This window comes from Leucobacter chromiiresistens (assembly GCF_900102345.1).
Lineage (GTDB): Bacteria > Actinomycetota > Actinomycetes > Actinomycetales > Microbacteriaceae > Leucobacter > Leucobacter chromiiresistens.
In genome coordinates this window covers 2,303,832-2,321,381 of the sequence record NZ_FNKB01000001.1, presented here as the reverse complement: position 1 = coordinate 2,321,381, position 17,550 = coordinate 2,303,832, and the positions used below count along the sequence as shown (strand labels likewise).

General features: G+C 69.2%; 15 protein-coding genes and 1 other RNA gene. 9 read left to right on the top strand and 7 right to left on the bottom strand.

What is annotated here, in order from left to right; all coding sequences use genetic code 11:
- The first annotated feature begins 4 nt into the window (after positions 1-4).
- An RNA gene (gene rnpB / locus BLT44_RS10580) (RNase P RNA component class A) lies at positions 5-388 on the top strand.
- Between the two features lie 93 nt (positions 389-481).
- Here rnpB and map read toward each other — a convergent pair.
- Positions 482-1,375, bottom strand: a complete 894-nt coding sequence (gene map / locus BLT44_RS10575) for a type I methionyl aminopeptidase (RefSeq protein ID WP_010157119.1) — start codon at positions 1,373-1,375, stop codon at positions 482-484.
- Positions 1,376-1,454: 79 nt separating this feature from the next.
- On the opposite strand from map, the gene BLT44_RS10570 reads away from it, so the two are divergent.
- The 4 genes from BLT44_RS10570 to BLT44_RS15635 all read left to right on the top strand — a co-directional run bounded on the left by BLT44_RS10570 (position 1,455) and on the right by BLT44_RS15635 (position 6,380).
- Positions 1,455-1,658 carry a hypothetical protein gene (locus BLT44_RS10570; RefSeq protein ID WP_040505449.1) on the top strand — a complete coding sequence of 68 codons (204 nt, stop codon included), beginning with the start codon at positions 1,455-1,457 and terminating at the stop codon, positions 1,656-1,658.
- A 114-nt stretch (positions 1,659-1,772) separates the two neighbouring features.
- On the top strand, positions 1,773-3,110 hold the full coding sequence (gene glnA, locus BLT44_RS10565; RefSeq protein ID WP_010157121.1) for a type I glutamate--ammonia ligase: 1,338 nt from the start codon (positions 1,773-1,775) through the stop codon (positions 3,108-3,110).
- An 18-nt stretch (positions 3,111-3,128) separates the two neighbouring features.
- Positions 3,129-6,188: a bifunctional [glutamine synthetase] adenylyltransferase/[glutamine synthetase]-adenylyl-L-tyrosine phosphorylase gene (locus BLT44_RS10560; RefSeq protein WP_010157122.1), complete on the top strand. Its 3,060-nt coding sequence runs from the start codon at positions 3,129-3,131 to the stop codon at positions 6,186-6,188.
- Positions 6,189-6,224: 36 nt separating this feature from the next.
- Positions 6,225-6,380, top strand: coding sequence for a hypothetical protein (locus BLT44_RS15635; RefSeq protein WP_155819094.1), 156 nt, complete (start codon positions 6,225-6,227; stop codon positions 6,378-6,380).
- 96 nt (positions 6,381-6,476) lie between these two features.
- Here BLT44_RS15635 and BLT44_RS10555 read toward each other — a convergent pair whose 3' ends face one another.
- Positions 6,477-6,917 (bottom strand): hypothetical protein, encoded by a 441-nt coding sequence (locus BLT44_RS10555; RefSeq protein WP_029608321.1) that lies wholly within the window; start codon positions 6,915-6,917, stop codon positions 6,477-6,479.
- 434 nt (positions 6,918-7,351) lie between these two features.
- On the opposite strand from BLT44_RS10555, the gene BLT44_RS10550 reads away from it, so the two are divergent.
- Entirely contained in the window at positions 7,352-8,806 is a 1,455-nt protein-coding gene (locus BLT44_RS10550; protein ID WP_010157124.1) for an InlB B-repeat-containing protein, read from the top strand.
- 189 nt (positions 8,807-8,995) lie between these two features.
- Positions 8,996-9,493 (top strand): hypothetical protein, encoded by a 498-nt coding sequence (locus BLT44_RS10545; protein WP_010157125.1) that lies wholly within the window; start codon positions 8,996-8,998, stop codon positions 9,491-9,493.
- 177 nt (positions 9,494-9,670) lie between these two features.
- Here BLT44_RS10545 and glnA (BLT44_RS10540) read toward each other — a convergent pair whose 3' ends face one another.
- The 3 genes from glnA (BLT44_RS10540) to BLT44_RS10530 form a co-directional block, all read right to left on the bottom strand.
- Positions 9,671-11,095 carry a type I glutamate--ammonia ligase gene (glnA, locus tag BLT44_RS10540; RefSeq protein ID WP_010157126.1) on the bottom strand — a complete coding sequence of 475 codons (1,425 nt, stop codon included), beginning with the start codon at positions 11,093-11,095 and terminating at the stop codon, positions 9,671-9,673.
- Positions 11,096-11,250: 155 nt separating this feature from the next.
- The gene (locus tag BLT44_RS10535; RefSeq protein ID WP_010157127.1) at positions 11,251-11,679 is read right to left on the bottom strand and encodes an RDD family protein; all 429 of its coding nucleotides are present in this window, start codon (positions 11,677-11,679) and stop codon (positions 11,251-11,253) included.
- Between the two features lie 3 nt (positions 11,680-11,682).
- Complete coding sequence (locus tag BLT44_RS10530; protein WP_010157128.1) at positions 11,683-12,372, bottom strand: DUF4191 domain-containing protein; 690 nt, start codon at positions 12,370-12,372, stop codon at positions 11,683-11,685.
- Between the two features lie 213 nt (positions 12,373-12,585).
- On the opposite strand from BLT44_RS10530, the gene BLT44_RS10525 reads away from it, so the two are divergent.
- Positions 12,586-13,035 carry a hypothetical protein gene (locus tag BLT44_RS10525; protein WP_010157129.1) on the top strand — a complete coding sequence of 150 codons (450 nt, stop codon included), beginning with the start codon at positions 12,586-12,588 and terminating at the stop codon, positions 13,033-13,035.
- Between the two features lie 27 nt (positions 13,036-13,062).
- Here BLT44_RS10525 and sucB read toward each other — a convergent pair whose 3' ends face one another.
- Positions 13,063-14,916, bottom strand: coding sequence for a 2-oxoglutarate dehydrogenase, E2 component, dihydrolipoamide succinyltransferase (sucB, locus tag BLT44_RS10520; protein ID WP_010157131.1), 1,854 nt, complete (start codon positions 14,914-14,916; stop codon positions 13,063-13,065).
- 40 nt (positions 14,917-14,956) lie between these two features.
- Entirely contained in the window at positions 14,957-16,330 is a 1,374-nt protein-coding gene (gene lpdA, locus BLT44_RS10515) for a dihydrolipoyl dehydrogenase (RefSeq protein ID WP_010157132.1), read from the bottom strand.
- A 164-nt stretch (positions 16,331-16,494) separates the two neighbouring features.
- Between lpdA and BLT44_RS10510 the strand changes: the two genes are divergently transcribed.
- Complete coding sequence (locus BLT44_RS10510) at positions 16,495-17,427, top strand: proteasome assembly chaperone family protein (protein WP_010157133.1); 933 nt, start codon at positions 16,495-16,497, stop codon at positions 17,425-17,427.
- Positions 17,428-17,550: the final 123 nt, after the last annotated feature.

Below are 17,550 nucleotides of genomic sequence, written 5' to 3'. Positions count from 1 at the left end.
GGAATGGGTCGGTAAGACGATCGCGTCGGTTCCGCTGCTCCGGCGGCGGGATCGCCGAGGAACGTCCGGGCTCCGCAGGGGAGAACGGTGGGTAACGCCCACCCGGGGCAACCCGCGAGAAAGTGCAACAGAGAGTAGACCGCCTGGCGTGGTTCGCCGCGCCCGGTAAGGCTGAAAGGGTGGTGTAAGAGACCACCGGCGTCCGTGGTGACACGGGCGGCCAGGTAAACCTCGTTCGGAGCAAGGCCAGACAGAGGATGACGACGCGCCCCGCCGAGTCCTCGGGTAGGCCGCTGGAGGGTGCCGGCAACGGTACTCCGAGAGAGATGGTCGTCGCCGGCCGGTTCGCCGGCCGGAACAGAACCCGGCGTATGATCCGGCCCATTCCACTTCCGTAGGCCCCGGCCCCGCGGAGAGCCGGGAGTGGCGGCCGCGGCGCGATCCGCCGGCACTCCGCTCCTCGAGCGTGCGCGCGCTGCGCCTACGCGGAGTCGGACACCGTGAGCAGCTCGAAGCCGTCCTCGCGGATGAGCACCGTGTGCTCGAACTGCGCGGTGACGCTGCGGTCGCGGGTGACCACGGTCCAGTCGTCGTCCCACTGCTCCCACTCGTGCGTGCCGAGCGTGAGCATCGGCTCCACCGTGAAGACCATGCCCGGCTTGATCACGTCGTCGTACGCCGGGTCGGAGTCGTAGTGCGGGATGATGAGCCCCGTGTGGAACGACGCGCCGACCCCGTGGCCGGTGAAGTCGCGCACCACGCCGTAGCCGAAGCGCTTGGCGTACGTCTCGATGACGCGGCCGATCACGTTGACCACCCGGCCCGGCTTCGCCGCCCGGATGCCGCGCATCATCGCCTCGCGGGTCCGCTCGACGAGCAGGTCGACCTCCTCCGACACGCGCCCGACTCGATAGGTGCGGTTCGTGTCGCCGTGGAACCCGTCGAGGTACGCGGTGACGTCGACGTTCACGATGTCGCCCTCGCGCAGCACGGTGTCGTCGGGGATGCCGTGGCAGATCACCTCGTTCACCGAGGTGCACGAGGATGCGGGGAAGCCGCGATAGCCGAGCGTCGACGGGTAGGCGCCCCGCGCGATCACGTACTCGTGCGCCACGCGATCCAGCTCCGCCGTCGTGACCCCGGGGCGCACCGCCGCACCGACGGCGTCCAGCGCACCGGAGGCGATGCGGCCCGCGGCCCGGATGCGATCGACCTCCGCCGGCGTGTAGGTGTTGTCGCCCGTGTACGCCGGCGGCTTCGCCAGGCCGACGTAGGGCGGCCGATCGATCGCCGCGGGCACCGCGCGGGGCGCGGGCACCGCGCGGGGCGCGGGCCGGGTACCGGGAATCAGGTGTCCGTGTGCGTCGAGGGGCATGCCTCTAGTGTAGAAGCGCGTGCGGAAGCGCCGGGCGCGGAAGTCAACGAGGGCGCGCGAGCGCCGAGTGGAGGCCGACATGAGCAAGCAGGAGTGGGGCATCGAGGATCCCGCCGAGACGTACTGGTTCAACTCGCGCACGGGGCAGGTCGAGGAGGGCCCCCAGTCGCTGTCCGTGGATCGCATCGGCCCGTTCGCGACGCGCGAGGAGGCCGCACGGGCCGAGGACATCGTCGCGGAGCGCGCCCGGAAATGGCGCGAGGAGGAGGCAGCCGAGGACTGACTCCGACGTAACACGATTGTCACGGTCAGGAGATAGTCTGAGCCCACCGGCGGAGGCGGTGCGCGCGTGCGGCGCGTGCCGTGTCCGCATGCAGCAACGACGAACGGAGTAGGCGTGAGCAAGCAACGCGATTTTGTTCTGCGCACCATCGAGGAGCGCGGTGTCAGGTTCGTCCGACTCTGGTTCAGCGATGTCTCGGGCACGCTGAAGTCGGTCGCGCTCGCGCCCGCCGAGGTCGAGGGCGCCTTCAGCGAGGGCATCGGATTCGACGGCTCCGCCATCGAAGGCCTGACGCGCGCGTACGAGTCCGACCTGCTCGCCGTGCCCGATCCGTCGACATTCCAGCTGCTGCCCTGGCGCAGTCAGACCTCTCCGACGGCGCGAATGTTCTGCGACATCACGACCCCGAACGGCGAGCCGGCCGTGGCCGACCCGCGCAACGTGCTCAAGCGCACGCTCGCCACCGCCGCCGAGCAGGGGTTCAGCTTCTACACGCACCCCGAGATCGAGTTCTACCTGCTGAAGTCGAAGGACTTCGACGGCCGCGGCCCCGTTCCGGTCGACCGCGCCGGGTACTTCGACAACGTTCCGGGCGGAACCGCGCACGACTTCCGCCGCGAGAGCGTCAACATGCTCGAGGAGCTCGGCATCTCCGTGGAGTTCAGCCATCACGAGGCCGGCCCCGGGCAGAACGAGATCGACCTCCGGTACGCGGATGCGCTCACGACGGCCGACAACATCATGACCTTCCGCACCGTCGTGAAGGAGGTCGCGATCGCGCAGGGCGTGCACGCGACCTTCATGCCGAAGCCGCTCGCCGGCCAGCCGGGGTCGGGCATGCACACGCACCTCTCGCTGCTCGAGGGCGACACGAACGCCTTCTACGATGCCGGTGCGCGGTACCAGATCTCGCAGACCGGTCGGCGGTTCATCGCCGGCCTGCTGCGGCACGCGCCGGAGATCACCGCCGTCACGAATCAGTACATCAACTCGTACAAGCGCCTCTGGGGCGGTGACGAGGCGCCCTCGTTCGTGAGCTGGGGGCACAACAACCGCTCGGCGCTCGTGCGCGTGCCGATGTACAAGCCGGGCAAGGGCGACGCCGCGCGAGTCGAGTACCGCGGTATGGACAGCGCCGTGAACCCGTACCTCGGCTTCTCGATGCTGCTCGCCGCGGGCCTGAAGGGCATCCGCGAGGAGTACGAGCTCCCGCCCGAGGCCGAGAACAACGTGTGGGCGCTGAGCGACGGCGAGCGTCGCGCGATGGGCTTCGATCCGCTGCCCGCAAGCCTTGACCACGCACTCGCGGTGATGGAGCGCTCCGAGCTCGTCGCCGAGACGCTGGGGGAGCAGGTCTTCGCCTACTTCATCCGCGACAAGCGTCGGGAGGTCGCCGAGTACCACAGTCAGGTGACGCCGTACGAGCTCTCCTCGATGCTCGACACCATCTGATCCGATTACGCTGGTCGAATGGCGCGCGAGCATTCCACGGTCACCCTCTCCGAGATCGCACGAGCCGGGTTCCAGGACCTGGCCGACGCCCGAGAGTCCCTGACGGAGCTCGCGGACCGGCTGGAGCAGCCCATCGGCCCGCTGCTCGGCGGTCTCGCGATGGCGGCCGATCCGGATGCGGCGCTCCACCGCGTGCGCCAGCTCTCCGAGCAGCATCGCGACGTGCTCGCGGCCATCGACTTCGACGACTTCGAGCGATTGTGCGTGCTCGTGGGCGCCTCGCCCGCGCTGGGCGACTTCTTCACCCGCCACCCGGCCCGGCTCCCCGAGATTCTGCGTCAGGGGGGAGCCGTGGTGCCCGCCGAGGAGGCGCGGAGCGAGCTGCTCCGCGCAGTCGTCGACGCGTCGGGTGAGACGCTCGTCGCCGAAGCCGGGTGGATCGCGCTGCGCACGCGCTACCGCGAGCTGCTGGCGCAGCTCATGCTCTTCGACCTCTTCCAGGGTCGAGCAGGCAACGCGGAGGACGTATTCGAAGACGTCGCCGAGTCGCTCTCCGGGCTCGCCGCCGCGGCGATCGACGCATCGCTGCGGGTGGCGCGGGCGACGCTCGCAGCGGGCACCTCCGGGCCGCCCATCGCGGCCGAGCGGCTGGAGGCGGTGCGGCTCGGGATCGTCGCGATGGGCAAGTGCGGCGCCGAAGAGCTCAACGTGGTCTCCGACGTGGACGTCATCTTCGCGGTGGAGAGCGCCGACGCCGAGGCGCTCGACGACGATCGGCTGATCCGCGTCGGCACTCGACTCGCGAGCGAGGTGATGCGCGGCATCCACGACCCCGCCCTCGAACCGCCGCTCTGGCAGCTCGACGCGAATCTCAGACCCGAGGGCCGCCACGGCCCGCTCGTGCGCACGCTCGGATCCATGCGCAGCTACTACGAGCGGTGGGCCAAGGCGTGGGAGTTCCAAGCGCTGCTCAAGGCGCGCCCGCTCGCCGGCGACCTGGAGCTGGCCGCGGAGTTCGTCGCCGCAACGCGCGACTCGGTGTGGGCGTCGTCGTCGCGCGAAGACTTCGTCGGCTCCGTGCAGCGGATGCGCGAGCGCGTCACCGAGCACATCGCCGACGACGAGCTCGAGGTGCAGCTGAAACTCGGGCCGGGCGGGCTGCGCGACATCGAGTTCAGCGTGCAACTGCTGCAGCTCGTGCACGGGCAGTACGACGAGTCCCTGCATCGCGCGGGCACGCTGCCGGCCCTCCGCGCCCTCGTCGACGGCGGGTACATCGCCCGGAGCGACGGCGAGTGCCTCGCCTCCGACTACCGCTTCCTGCGCGTGCTCGAGCATCGTCTGCAGCTCCGCGACCTGCGCCGCACGGCCATCATGCCCACGGAGGAGCAGGAGCTGCGCGTGCTCGCCCGCGCGACCGGTCTCGCGACCTCAGCCGCGCAGCTGTACGACCGATGGACCGCGCGGAAGCGCGAGGTGCGGCAGCTGCACCTGAAGATCTTCTACGCCCCGCTGCTCAGCGCCGTCGCCGCCCTGCCCGAGGAGGAGCTGGTGCTCGGGAGCGACGCCGCGAGAGCGCGTCTCGCGAGCGTCGGATTCCGGGATCCGGACGGGGCCATGCGGCACATGGCCGCCCTCACTCGCGGCACCTCGCGGCGCGCCATGATCCAGCGCAACCTCATGCCGGTTCTGCTGCAGTGGCTCTCCGACGGCACCGACCCCGACTTCGGTCTCCTCGCATTCCGTCGGGTGAGCGAGGCCAACCGGGAGACGCCGTGGTATCTGCGCCTGCTGCGCGACGGCACCGAGGCCGCGGAGCGTCTGACGCGGGTGCTCGCGAACTCCCGCTATGCCGCCGAACTGCTCGAATCGATTCCCGAGGCCGTCGCCTGGCTCGAACGCGACGCCTCCCTGCAGCCCATGCATTTGCAGGTGCTGTTCGACGAAATGCGGGCGATCGCCTCGCGCCGCGCTGGCATCGACTCGGCCGCCGTGGCCCTCCGCGCCGTGCACCGGCGCGAGGTGCTGCGGCTCGCGATGGGGAGGCTGGTCGGAGTGATCGACGACGACGCGGTGTCTGCGGGGCTCGACGCGGCCCACACCGCGCTGCTCGACGCACTCCTGCTCGCCGTGCGCGGAGGGACGGCGCCGTACGGCGCCACCACGGGATCACAGGCTTCGGGCGGAGCGCACGTGCCCATCGAACTCGCGCTCATCGGCATGGGCCGGTACGGCGGCCGGGAGCTGGGATTCGCCTCGGACATCGACCTCATCGCCGTGTTCCGCGCCCCGGCGCACATCGCGAGCGACCGCGCCGCCCGTGAGGCGACGCGGCTCGTCTCGGAACTGCGCCGCGCCGTCGCCGATCCCCGATTCCCCGTGGACCTGGACTTCGATCTGCGCCCCGAGGGCAAGAACGGACCGCTCGTGCGCAGCCTCGACGCGTACCGCGCCTACTACGACCGCTGGTCGGTGACGTGGGAGGCGCAGGCGCTGCTCCGCGCCCGCCCCGTCGCCGGCGACGCGCAGCTCGGCGCCGACTTCGCCGCACTCGCCGACGAGATCCGCTACCCCGAGCAGTTCGACGAGGAGCGCGTCAGAGAGGTGCGGCGTATCAAGGCCCGCGTCGAGTCGGAGCGCCTGCCGCGCGGGGCCGATCCGAAGCGGCACCTGAAGCTCGGCCCGGGCGGCATCAGCGATGTCGAGTGGCTCGTGCAGCTTCTGCAACTGCGATCCGGCGCCGAGCACGACTCGCTGCGGACGGTGTCGACGGTCGCGGCGCTCGAAGCCGCCCGCGATGGGCAACTGCTCGCCCCGGAGGACGTCGACCACTTGCTCGACTCGTGGCGCTTCGCGAGCAGCGTGCGCTCGGCGCTCAAACTGTGGACCGGACGATCCTCCGACTCCCTGCCGGCGGGGTGGAGCGATCTCGCTGGCATCGCGGGCGTGCTGGGCCTCTCGAGAGCGCACACCTCGGAGCTCGAAGAGCGCTGGTTCGCGGTGTCGCGTCGGGCCCGAGCCGTGTTCGAGCGCGAGTTCTTCGGGTACGCGGAGGATACGAGGTTCCCGCTCCGGTGATTCCGGTCTGCATCACCCGGCACACCGGTCGTCCGCGTGCGCGACACCCGCGGTTTTGCAGGTGTTCATGGAAAACGCTCGCAGAAAACGCTCAGCAAGCGTAATCTGATTGTTATGCAGTATTTGCAGAGGTTCCTCGAAGCGCTCCTCACCGAAGAGGGCGCCGACTACGAGGACGAACTCGAGTCCTAGTCCCTTCGACGCGGTGCGACGAAGCCGTCGCATCGCAGCTCCGTGCCGTTCTCGGCGATGCCGCCGCGGTCGGAGCGCAGCAGTTCGGGTGGCGTTTCAGCAGTGCGCGTCGAGGTACTCGCGCACTGCGGAGGCGGGCGCATCCAGCTCCTCGACGATCTCGAAGATGCGAGGATCGGAGACCACGCCGCCCGCAGGAGCCGCCTCGGCGAGGCCGAGCGCCTCGTCGTAGAGGTCGCGAAGATCGGCCCACGGCGCCGCGATGTCTTCGGGAGGGGTCGCCGCGTCGAGCACTCGCATGCGCTCCGCGAGATCGGCGGCAGTCGTCTCCGCCGGCATGCCGACCTGGAACAGCCCGGGCGTCGCGAGCGTGCCGCCGGCCGCATCGTACTCGTCGCAGAAGCTCCCCGCCGCTCCGCCGCTGCTCGCGGTGAGGGTGAGGGGCGCGGCGGTGAAGAGGGCTCCGAGGGCGGTGAGACGGGCGCGCTGCATGGGGACGATCTCCTTCGTGATGCGGCCCCGACGTTCTCGGGGCACGCCCTTATGCTTCCATACCGCGCGCACGTGCGTGCGGACAGTGCCACTCGCGCGCGACTCGTGCTGAAACGAGCCTCGCGACTACTGAGCATGCACGAACGAGTGCGTACAAATCGGCGTGGAAGTGCGTAGAAGTCGGCGTGGAGATACCTAAAAGTCGGCGTGGAGGTGCGTAAAAGTGCTGCGTGAGGATCGAGCCTCGTCGGGAGGTGGGAGAGTGTCAGAGCTGGTTGCCGGGCACGCGCGCGCCAAATGCGATCTTCCGAAATGAGAGACGGCGGGGTATGTTGAGAGCGAATTCGGTCTGGCCGCGGCCAGAAGTCGAGGGGGACGAAGCGGCTTCGGGGGCGACGCAGAGTGGAGCGATCGAGCTGAGGATCGGTGCGCAGCCGAGTTTCGGCACCGCGCACCGTCGTACCCGAAGGAGCAGCGACATGCAGTGGAGAACTCTCGTGACAGGAGTCGCGGCGGCGATCGTCGCCGCGACCGGGATCGCTTTCACCGGTTCCGCGGCGCAGGCGGCGCCCGACCCGGAGCTCTTTCCGACCGTCATCGAAGTGCCTTCGGTGCCGGCGACCTGGACCGCGCCCGGAACTGCGAGCAGCGCCGGGAGCAGCAACATCACCCTCCCGGTCGGAGCGCTCCCCGAAGGCACCGCGAAGGTGCTGAACGGCGAGGTGGTCAACGGCTCGGGCACCGATCTCTGCGTCTTCGCCTCGTCCCGCTCACCGCTGTTGACCTCGTCGCCCACGACGATCGGCGCGAACGCCACGATCCTCGAGTCGGCGGGCCTGCCCGAAGTCGTCGACACGCTCCTGCCAGCGCCCGCGTACCCGTCGATTCGGCGCGTCGATCAGGTGGTGACGACCTCCACGACGACCGCAGACGGGTGGGTCTGCGACTTCGGCACGCTCGTGGCACCGGGCGAGAGCTTCGACTACAGCGTCACCATCGGCGTTCCCCTCGGTGGAACGCCGATCACGAACGAGAACTATCTCATTCGGCTGGTGCTCGAGGCGGCAGCTCCGGTGGAGGGGGAGTGGGATGACTCCCGGTTCTACACGGGCGCGCTCCTCAACACCCCGGAGGAGCCGCTGGTCATCAACGCCTCGTCGCCGACGACCGACTGGGGCTTCACGGAGGGCCTCGGCGCAGGCATCGCGTACCCCGGTCGGGCGCTCGGCGCCTACGGGCAGATCGTGAACGACACCGACCAGCCCGTGACACTGACCTATGCCGGCTTCGCATCCGAGGGGTCGCTCACGAGATTCCTCCTCTCCGATGTCGACGACTGGGCAGAGCCCGTCACGCTGCAGCCGGGTGCATCGACCGACACGTTCTTCATGAAGCTCGGCTCTCCCGACAGCGTCGGCAACGAATCGCAGCAGACGACCGCCTCGATCCGGTTCGGCTGGAACGCGGCAGCGGTCGCCGTCGAGCACACCGTCACGTTCGACCCCAATGCGGGCGAAGGGACGATGGACCCCCAGACGGCTGCAGAACCGACGGGCCTCACCCCGAACGCGTTCACCCGGGAGGGGTACGAGTTCGTCGGGTGGAACACCGAGGCCGACGGAACCGGCACGGCCTTCGCCGACGGAGCGACCTTCGCCTTCGATCGTTCGCTCACCCTGTATGCGCAGTGGGAGGCCGTCGCGGAGCCCGGTCCGGGGCCGACGCCTGATCCGACCCCGGATCCCACTCCGAGCCCGACCCCGCCGCCGAGCGCCGGGCCGACGCAGCCCCCCGCCGCCGGGCAGACGCAGCACCCAGGGCTCGCCTCGACGGGCAGCGGCGCACCCTTCGGCTTCGCCGGGGCTGCCTCTCTCGCACTGCTGCTCGCCGGAGGCGCACTGCTCGCACTGCGCAGGCGCCGGGGCACGGCCTAGGCGGCGCCTCGCGCGAGTACGGGCGGCTCCGATTGACGAAAGACGGGCCGAGCTTTCCCTTGATGCGCCGCCGTCGTTGCAACGGGAAGCACATCAGTGCGTTGCACCCCTCCACCTTCAGTGCCCGTTGCGTATTCTGGTCACGACCGATCACGCAGTAGTGATCTCGATGAGCGAGGAGGCTCGACGATGGAGGATCATCTCTGGGTACTGAAGGACAGGGAGCGCGACCTCATCCGCGAACTCGAACCCGATCGGATGCATGCGCTTGACGAAGACGACCTGCTCGCGCTGCACCGCCGGATTCGACGAGCGCGGAACAAGCACACCATGAACTACCGCAGGAAGGCAGCCGCCGACGTCGTCGAGGTCGGGGCGCGCGGAGCCGCCCACCCGAAAGGCAGCAAGTCGCGGCTGCGGGCCGAGGTGTTCGAGGAGGCGCTGTCGCTGGTCTCCGCCCGGCTCGCTTCGGTGGCGCATGAGCAGGCGGAGGAGCTGAAGCGCGAGCGTTTGGAACGTGCTCGGAGCGGCAAGAGTACCGGGCCGGAGCCTCACGGACCGGACTCGGAGGGGAAGGTGCCCGATCCGGGGCGGCTGCGAGAGCATTCGAAGCACAGCGGGCAGCTCAAGCGCGACGCGTCGAGCATCGCGCAGGGAGCTCGGCGGCAGGCGAAACGCGACTCGTAAGACGCGCTCCTCCTGCGTGCGATCTCCTGTCGAGGCGACTGCAGCGAGCCGGATCCGTCAGAGGACGCTGCCCGGAGACAGCGAAGTGCCCCTCTCCGCGCTGCGGGGAGGGGCACTTCACGGGAGGAGCTCGGCCGTCATTCGGACGTCACGGGGCCGCCGAAGGACGCGCGTGCGTCATACGCCGTAGTACAGCTCGAACTCGAAGGGGTGCGGGCGCAGGGCCATCGGCGCGATCTCGGCCTCGCGCTTGAACGCGATCCAGGTCTCGACGAGCTCCTCCGTGAACACATCGCCCTCGAGGAGGAACTGGTGATCGGCTTCGAGAGCGTCGAGCGCCTCCTCGAGCGAGCCGGGCACCTGAGGGATGTTCTTCGCCTCCTCCGGGGGCAGCTCGTACAGGTCCTTGTCGATGGGGTCCATCGGCTCGATGCGGTTGCGGATGCCGTCCAGCCCCGCCATCATCTGAGCCGCGAATGCGAGGTAGGGGTTGCCCGAGGCGTCGGGTGCGCGGAACTCGATGCGCTTCGCCTTCGGATTCGAACCGGTGAGCGGAATGCGCACGGCCGCCGAGCGGTTGCCCGCCGAGTAGGCGAGGTTCACCGGCGCTTCGTAGCCCTTCACGAGGCGGCGGTAGCTGTTGATCGTGGGGTTCGTGAACGCCAGCAGTGCGGGGGCGTGGTGCAGGATGCCGCCGATGTACCAGCGGGCGATGTCGGAGAGCTGCGCGTAGCCGTTCTCGTCGTAGAACAGCGGCTCGCCGCCCTTCCAGAGCGACATGTGCGTGTGCATGCCCGACCCGTTGTCGCCGAAGACGGGCTTCGGCATGAAGGTCGCCGTCTTGCCCCACAGCTCAGCGGTGTTCTTCACCACGTACTTGAACTTCAGCACGTCGTCGGCGGCCTTTACCAGCGTGTCGAAGCGGTAGTTGATCTCCGCCTGGCCGGGTGCGCCGACCTCGTGGTGCGAGCGCTCGAGCTGCAGCCCGGCCTCGATGAGTCGCAGCGAGATGTCGTCGCGCAGATCCGCCTGCTTGTCGACGGGGGAGACGGGGAAGTAGCCGCCCTTCTCGCGGGTGGTGTTGCCGAGGTTGCCGCCCTCGATCTCACGAGCGGAGTTCCAGCTCGCCTCTTCCGAGTCGATCTCGAACATCGTGCGGCGGGGTGTCGTCTCGTAGCGGACGGAGTCGAGGATGTAGAACTCCGCCTCGGGGGCGAAGAACGCGGTGTCGGCGACGCCCGTCGACGCGAGGTACTGCTCGGCCTTCTTCGCCACCTGACGCGGATCCTTCGAGTAGATCTCGCCCGTGCGCGGGTTGAAGATGTCGCAGATGACGATCAGCGTGCGCTCGGCGCGGAACTGATCGAGATACGCCGTCGTCACGTCGGGGATGAGCTGCATGTCGGACTCCGCGATGCCAGCGAACCCGCGGATCGACGAACCGTCGAACATCTGCCCGATCTCGAAGAAGTCCTCGTCCACCGTCGCCGCGGGGATGTTGAAGTGCTGCTGCACCCCGGGGAGATCGGTGAAGCGGATGTCGACGAACTTCACATCGGTTTCCTTGATGAAGTCCATGACTTCCTGCGGGGTGGTGAACATTCTGCTCCTCGGGTTGATTCCGGCCGCGGATATCGGATCTTCACCGCGCCGATCGTGTGCCTCCACCTTACGCGAGCATGGTTTCAAAACCGTGAGTCGCGTGTTTCGCGAGTGTTACGCGGCGTTCACGGGCGCAACCTGCGACTGCGGCGCGGTCAGCCCCGGATGAGCACGGTGCCGGCGATCTTGTCGTGGAAGGCCCGCTGATCCGAATCCCACACGAGCACCGGAATGACGAGGCAGAGCAGCACCGTGCGCACGATCGGCCGCCACGGACCGACCCACCCTCCGGAGATCGGCACGACCCTGAGCCCCATGATGCGGTGGCCGAGCGAGCCGCCGATGGTCGGGATGAAGACGATCTGCAGCAGAGCGAAGATCAGGACGTTCCAGAGCTCCGGGTGGAGCCCCCCGATGAGCAGGTACGCGGGGAGGGCGGCGAGCCCCCAGTCGATGAGGATCGCGACGACGCGGCGCCCGACGCGCGCCACCGAGCGCGGACCCTCGTCGGGGAGGCCGAGTCGCTCGCCGGGCCACTGACTCGGTTCGAGCTCGCCGAAGCGCTGCGGAGCTGGGGCGGGCATGGGTCAGCGCGGGCGCTGCGAGCGAACGCGGTTCGGGTCCATGCCCTTGGGGATGCCCACGGGCGAGCTCTGCAGCGACGACAGCCGCGTGTAGACCGCACCGACCTCGGCGCGACTCATGACGGGCTTCAGCTTGATGAGGGTGCGCGACAGCTTGGCGAGCGGAATGCCGTCGCCGTCCGGGCCGACGTAGAGGTGCACGACCTCGACGTTGCGCAGCGCGCGCTTCACCTTGCGCTCCTCGTCGGCCGCCATGCGCTGTGTGCGCTGACGCGACCCCTCGGAGATGAGCACGACCCCGCCCCGCCCCACGACGCGGTACACCGCGTCCTGGTTGCGGTTGATGGCGATCGGCGTCTCCGACCCGCGCCAGGAGCGGCGCAGCGCGCTCTGCACGACGGCTCCGACCGCCCCGGGACGGCCTTCGATCTGCTCGTACGCGGTGCGTTCGGCGCGGCGGCCGAGCACGATCATGACGAGCAGGATGCCGACGAGCACGCCGGTGATGGGCCAGAGCACCCATGACAGCCAGCTCCCCGGGAGCAGCCAGGCGAGGAGCACGGCGACGACGACGGGCGCGATGAAGCAGAGGAGCAGGATCCACGGCAGATTCGTATCGTGCACCTTGGTGGTGCGATAGATCTCGAACATCTGCCGAATACGTCCGTTGCGCTTCGCCTTCTCTGCTGCCATGCCTCCAGGATACCGTGGCACGCGCGCGAAGAATGACGCTGCGCGGGCATCCCGCTGGGCGTGTTCGCTCACAGCCGCGTGATCCACGAGCGAAGATGCATCGCTCCACAGGTCGCGACCTCTAGCCGCGCAGCGCGGCGACGCGTGCCAGACTCGCTCCAATCGTTCCCGTCTGCTCTCCGGCAGAGGGGCGTCGACGGGAGGGAGCAGTGGATGACCGGCGGATCGCAGCTCGTGCATCACCGGGCGGGAGCCGCGGCTCGGCTCGCTCGCCGCGCGCTCGAATGGACCGAGCAGGGCCTCGAGCGCCGATGGAGGGGCCGCTGCGGCGTACCCGACGGCGCGGAACGGCGCCACCGGAAGCACGGGCACGACGCGGGGTGCGCAGCCCTCGGCCTTCCTCGGCACGAGCTCACCCGTATGATCGCTCGGGCCGACGCGGTGGGAGCAGCACCGCTGATCGAAGCCGCGCTGGGTGAGGCGATCGACGAGTTGTGCCATCGCGGTGCGTCCTGGTGCCTGCACGCCGCCCGCGAGGCGGTGTACGAGGCGGTGGAGCGCCGCATCACGCCCGCGGTCGCTGCGACGCGGGAGTCCGCCACCGACGGGAGGCGGTGGCAGGGGTCCCCCGAAAACGGGAAGAGCCGCGGGCATCACGAATGATGGCCGCGGCTCTGCGCCGACGACCGACTAGATGCCGAGGTTCGCCTCGAACTGGCCGCCCTCCAGGCGCTCGCGCACCTGGGTCAGGAACCGGGCCGCATCCGCGCCGTCGACGATCCGGTGATCGTACGAGAGCGCCAGGTACACCGTCGAGCGGACGGCGATGGAGTCGCCCTCCGGTCCCGAGATGACGACCGGCTTCTTCACGACCGCGCCGGTCCCCAGGATCGCGACCTGCGGCAGGAAGACGAGCGGCGTATCGAAGAGCGCGCCGCGCGAACCGGTGTTCGTGAGCGTGAACGTGCCTCCGCTGAGCTCGTCGGGGGTCAATTTGTTGTCGCGCGTGCGAGCGGCGAGGTCCGCAATCTCGCCCGAGATCTCGCTGAGGTTCTTCGTACCCGCATCGCGCAGCACGGGAGTGAGCAGACCGCGCTCCGTATCGACGGCGATGCTGATGTTCTCGGTCGAGGGGTAGGTGATGGAATCCCCGTCGACCGTCGCGTTGATGATCGGGTACGTGCGGAGCGCCTCCGCGGCGGCGAGCGCGAAGAAGGGCAGGAACGAGAGCTTCGAACCCGTCTTCTCCAGGAACTCGTCCTTCTTCGCCTGACGCAGCTGCGCGATGCGCGTGACATCGACCTCGACGACGGTGGTCAGCTGAGCCGTGCTCTGCAGCGACGCGACCGCGCGCTCGGCGATGACCTTGCGCAGGCGGCTCATCTTCTGCGAGGTGCCGCGGAGCTCCGAGACCTCCGGCGCCGGAGCGGACTGCGCGGCGGGCACGCTCGCGGTGGGCTGAGCGGACGAGGCGCGCTCTGCGGCCGCCAGCACGTCCTCCTTGCGGATGCGCCCGCCGACCCCCGAACCGGTCAGGGAGGAGAGGTCCACCCCGCGCTCATGGGCGAGCTTGCGGACGATGGGCGTGACGTACCCGGCGTTCGACTCGGCGCTCGGCGCGGTCGACGCTGCAGGCGCCTCGGCGGCGGGTGCCTGCGCGGCGGGCTGAGCCGGCGCACCGGCCTGCTCGTCGGCAGGTGCCGGCTGCTCGTAGCCCGCTGCCCCACTCGTCGCCGGGGCTGCGGGCTGCTGCTCCTGCTGCGCCGGCGCCTCGCTCGGAGCCGCCGCCTCCTGCTGCGGTGCCTCGGTCGACTCGGCCTGCTCCTGCTCGGGCTCCGCCTGCTGAGGCTCGGCGGGAGCGCTCTCGCCGCTGGAAGCGGGTGCGCCGCTGCCGATGCGGGCGAGTTCGCCGCCGACCTCGACGGTGTCGTCCTCCTGCACGAGAATCTCCTGCAGCACGCCCGCGAACGGCGACGGAACCTCGGTGTCGACCTTATCCGTCGACACCTCGAGCAGCGGCTCGTCGACCTCGACCGAATCTCCCACGCTCTTCAACCAGCGCGTCACCGTGCCCTCGGTGATGCTCTCACCGAGCGAGGGGAGCTTGACGCTCTGGGAATCGCCGCCGGCTGATCCCGCGTCGTCTCCACCGGACTGCGCGGCGGGCTGCGCCTGCGGTTCGGGCGCGGACTGCGCCTCGGGTTGCTGGGCCGGTGCGGGCTGCTGAGCCGGCTCGGCCTGCGCAGCAGCGGGCTCGGCCTCCGCCGTGGCGGGCTCATCGGCGGGGGCGGAGTCGGTCGAGCCGCTGCCGTCGCCGACCTTGGCGAGCACCGCGCCGACCTCCGCCGTCTCGTCCTCCTGCACGAGGATCTCCTCGACGACGCCGGCGACCGGCGACGGAATCTCGGTATCGACCTTGTCGGTCGATACCTCGAGGAGGGGCTCGTCGACCTCGACGGAGTCGCCGACGTTCTTGAGCCAGCGCGTCACCGTCCCTTCGGTCACACTCTCGCCCAGTGCGGGGAGGACCACCGATTCACTCATCGTGCATTTCTCCGTTCGTTGTTCAGTCTGTGTGCCGCGCTCAGATGGCGTGCAGCGGCTTGCCGGCGAGCTTCAGCATGGTCTCGCCGATGGTTTCGTTCTGGGTCGGGTGCGCGTGCACGAGCGGCGCCACATCCTCCGGGTAGGCCTCCCAGTTGACGATGAGCTGAGCCTCGCCGACGAGTTCGCCGACGCGGGCGCCGATCATGTGAACGCCCACGACGGGGCCGTCGTTGACACGAACCGCCTTGACGCTGCCCGCGGTGCCGAGGATGGAGCTCTTCGCGTTGCCCGCGAGGTTGTACTCGTAGGTCGAGACCTGATCCTCGCCGTACTGCTCCTTCGCCTTGGCCTCCGTGAGACCGACCGAAGCGACCTCGGGGTCGCAGTAGGTGATCTTCGGGATGTTGGCGTCCTGCACCGTCACCGGGTTGAGGCCCGCGATCTGCTCGGCGACGAAGATACCCTGCTGGTAGCTGCGGTGCGCGAGCTGCAGTCCGGGAACGATGTCGCCGATCGCGTACACGCCGGGAACGTTCGTCTCGAGACGCTCGTTCGCGAGCACGAAGCCGCGATCCATCTGCACGCCGACCTCCTCGAAACCGAGCCCCTGCGTCGCGGGGCCGCGGCCCACGGCGACGAGCAGGTAGTCGGCCTCGACCGTGGCGCCGTCCTCGAGCGTGATCGTGACGCCGTCAGCAGTCTGCGAGACCTCCTTGAACCGCACCCCGAGCTTGAAGTCGATGCCGCGCTTGCGGAAGGCGCGCTCGAGCTGCTTCGAGATCGACTCCTCCTCGTTGGGCACCAGGTGGGGGAGACCCTCGATGATGGTCACCTCCGCGCCGAACGACTTCCACACGCTCGCGAACTCGACGCCGATGACGCCGCCGCCGAGGATGGCGACGCGCTTCGGGATCTCCTGGAGCTCGAGCGCCTGCTCGCTGGTGATGACGCGCCCCTCGATGTCGAGGCCGGGGAGCGACCGCGAGAAGGAGCCGGTCGCGAGCACGATGTGCTTGCCGACGATGCGGTCCGAGCCCACCTGCACGGCATCTGCGGCGACGAGCTTGCCCTCGCCCTCGATGACGGTGATCTTGTTCGCCTTGAGCAGGCCCTGCAGACCCTTGTACTTGCTCGCGACGAGCTTCTCGCGGAACCGCGTGACGCCCGCGATGTCGATGCCCGCGACGCTCGAGTTCACGCCGTACGCCTCGCCCTCTCGCGCGACATCCGCGATCTCCGCGGAGTGCAGGAGCGCCTTCGTCGGCACGCAGCCGCGATGCAGGCAGGTGCCGCCGAGCTTGTCCTTCTCGATGACGGCGGCGCTGTATCCCAACTGCGTCGCGCGGATCGCTGCCGCATAGCCGGCGCTGCCGCCGCCGAGTACTACGATGTCAAACTGCTGATCGGCCAAGTGGGGTCTCCCTCGGAAAGCTCGCAATGTGAAGCGCGGCCATGAGATGCCGGCAGCGCTTCGACCAGACTACACCTGCGGGTGCGGGGGAGGACGTGGCGCGTTTTCGCTCTGGGCGTGACCGAATCCGGCGATGAGCCGCGCGGCGTTCGTAGGATGGAGGTGTGACCGATTCGATCTTCTCCGCAGACTACGCCGAGCGCCGCGCACGGGTGCCGCGTGGGCTTCCGCTCGTCGTCGCGATGCAGGGTCTGACCGATGCCGGCGGCGCGATATCTCAGCTGGAGGAGTACCTCTGGAAGCACGGATCGCCCGAGGAGCTCGTGCGGTTCAACGCCGATCTGCTGCTCGACTACCGCGCCCGCCGCCCGGTGATCACGTTCGACGAGGATCACTTCGTCGACTACGCGCCCGAGGAGCTGACGCTCTCCGTGCTCCACGACGAGCTCGGCGCTCCCTTCCTCCTGCTCAGCGGTTACGAGCCCGACTTCCGCTGGGAGCAGTTCATCGACACGGTGCTGCTGCTCGTGCACGAGTTCGAGGTGTCGATCACGGTGTGGTCGCACGCGATCCCGATGCCCGTGCCCCACACCCGACCCATCTCGACGACGGTGAGCGGCACGCGCGACGACCTGATCGAGGCCCGGTCGGTGTGGAAGCCCACGACGAAGCTGTCGGCGTCGGCCTCCCATGTGTTGGAGTACCGGCTGCACAGTCTGGGCGAGGAGGTCGCGGGCTTCGCGCTCCTGATTCCCCACTATCTCGCGAACACCGAGTACCCGGATGCGCTCTTCGCCGCGCTCGACGGCATCATGGCGGCGACCGGGCTCATCCTGCCGACGGACGAGGTGCGGCTGCAGGCTCGCCAGTTCAACGCGCAGGTCGATTCGCAGATCGCGGAGAACGAGGAGTCCGCCGAGATGGTGCGCACGCTCGAGCAGCGGTACGACGCTTACATGGAGGATCAGAGCCCGCGTTCGCCGCTCGTCTCCGAGGACGGCTCCATTCCGACCGCGGATCAGTTGGCGAGCGAACTGGAGCGCTATCTGGCCGAGCACCGGCGACGCGGCAACGGCGACGAGGCCGATCGGGGCTGAGGGCGGCGAATCGCGGGGAAAAATAGCATCTCGCGCGTCCGCTGGCAAGAAGTGCCGCGCAGACGTGCAATAATTGAGGTGCTGCCCATGCAATCCGGTCGCGCTTTCCGTTCCGCGGGAATA

Excerpts from the sequence above, each read along its gene's own strand:
- BLT44_RS10545 (WP_010157125.1), top strand. The coding sequence starts at position 8,996 with ATGGAGGATCATCTCTGGGTACTGAAGGACAGGGAGCGCGACCTCATC.
- sucB (WP_010157131.1), bottom strand. The coding sequence starts at position 14,916 with ATGAGTGAATCGGTGGTCCTCCCCGCACTGGGCGAGAGTGTGACCGAA.
- BLT44_RS10560 (WP_010157122.1), top strand. The coding sequence starts at position 3,129 with ATGGCGCGCGAGCATTCCACGGTCACCCTCTCCGAGATCGCACGAGCC.
- BLT44_RS10570 (WP_040505449.1), top strand. The coding sequence starts at position 1,455 with ATGAGCAAGCAGGAGTGGGGCATCGAGGATCCCGCCGAGACGTACTGG.
- BLT44_RS10550 (WP_010157124.1), top strand. The coding sequence starts at position 7,352 with ATGCAGTGGAGAACTCTCGTGACAGGAGTCGCGGCGGCGATCGTCGCC.
- BLT44_RS10525 (WP_010157129.1), top strand. The coding sequence starts at position 12,586 with ATGACCGGCGGATCGCAGCTCGTGCATCACCGGGCGGGAGCCGCGGCT.
- BLT44_RS10530 (WP_010157128.1), bottom strand. The coding sequence starts at position 12,372 with ATGGCAGCAGAGAAGGCGAAGCGCAACGGACGTATTCGGCAGATGTTC.
- BLT44_RS10535 (WP_010157127.1), bottom strand. The coding sequence starts at position 11,679 with ATGCCCGCCCCAGCTCCGCAGCGCTTCGGCGAGCTCGAACCGAGTCAG.
- glnA (WP_010157126.1), bottom strand. The coding sequence starts at position 11,095 with ATGTTCACCACCCCGCAGGAAGTCATGGACTTCATCAAGGAAACCGAT.
- map (WP_010157119.1), bottom strand. The coding sequence starts at position 1,375 with ATGCCCCTCGACGCACACGGACACCTGATTCCCGGTACCCGGCCCGCG.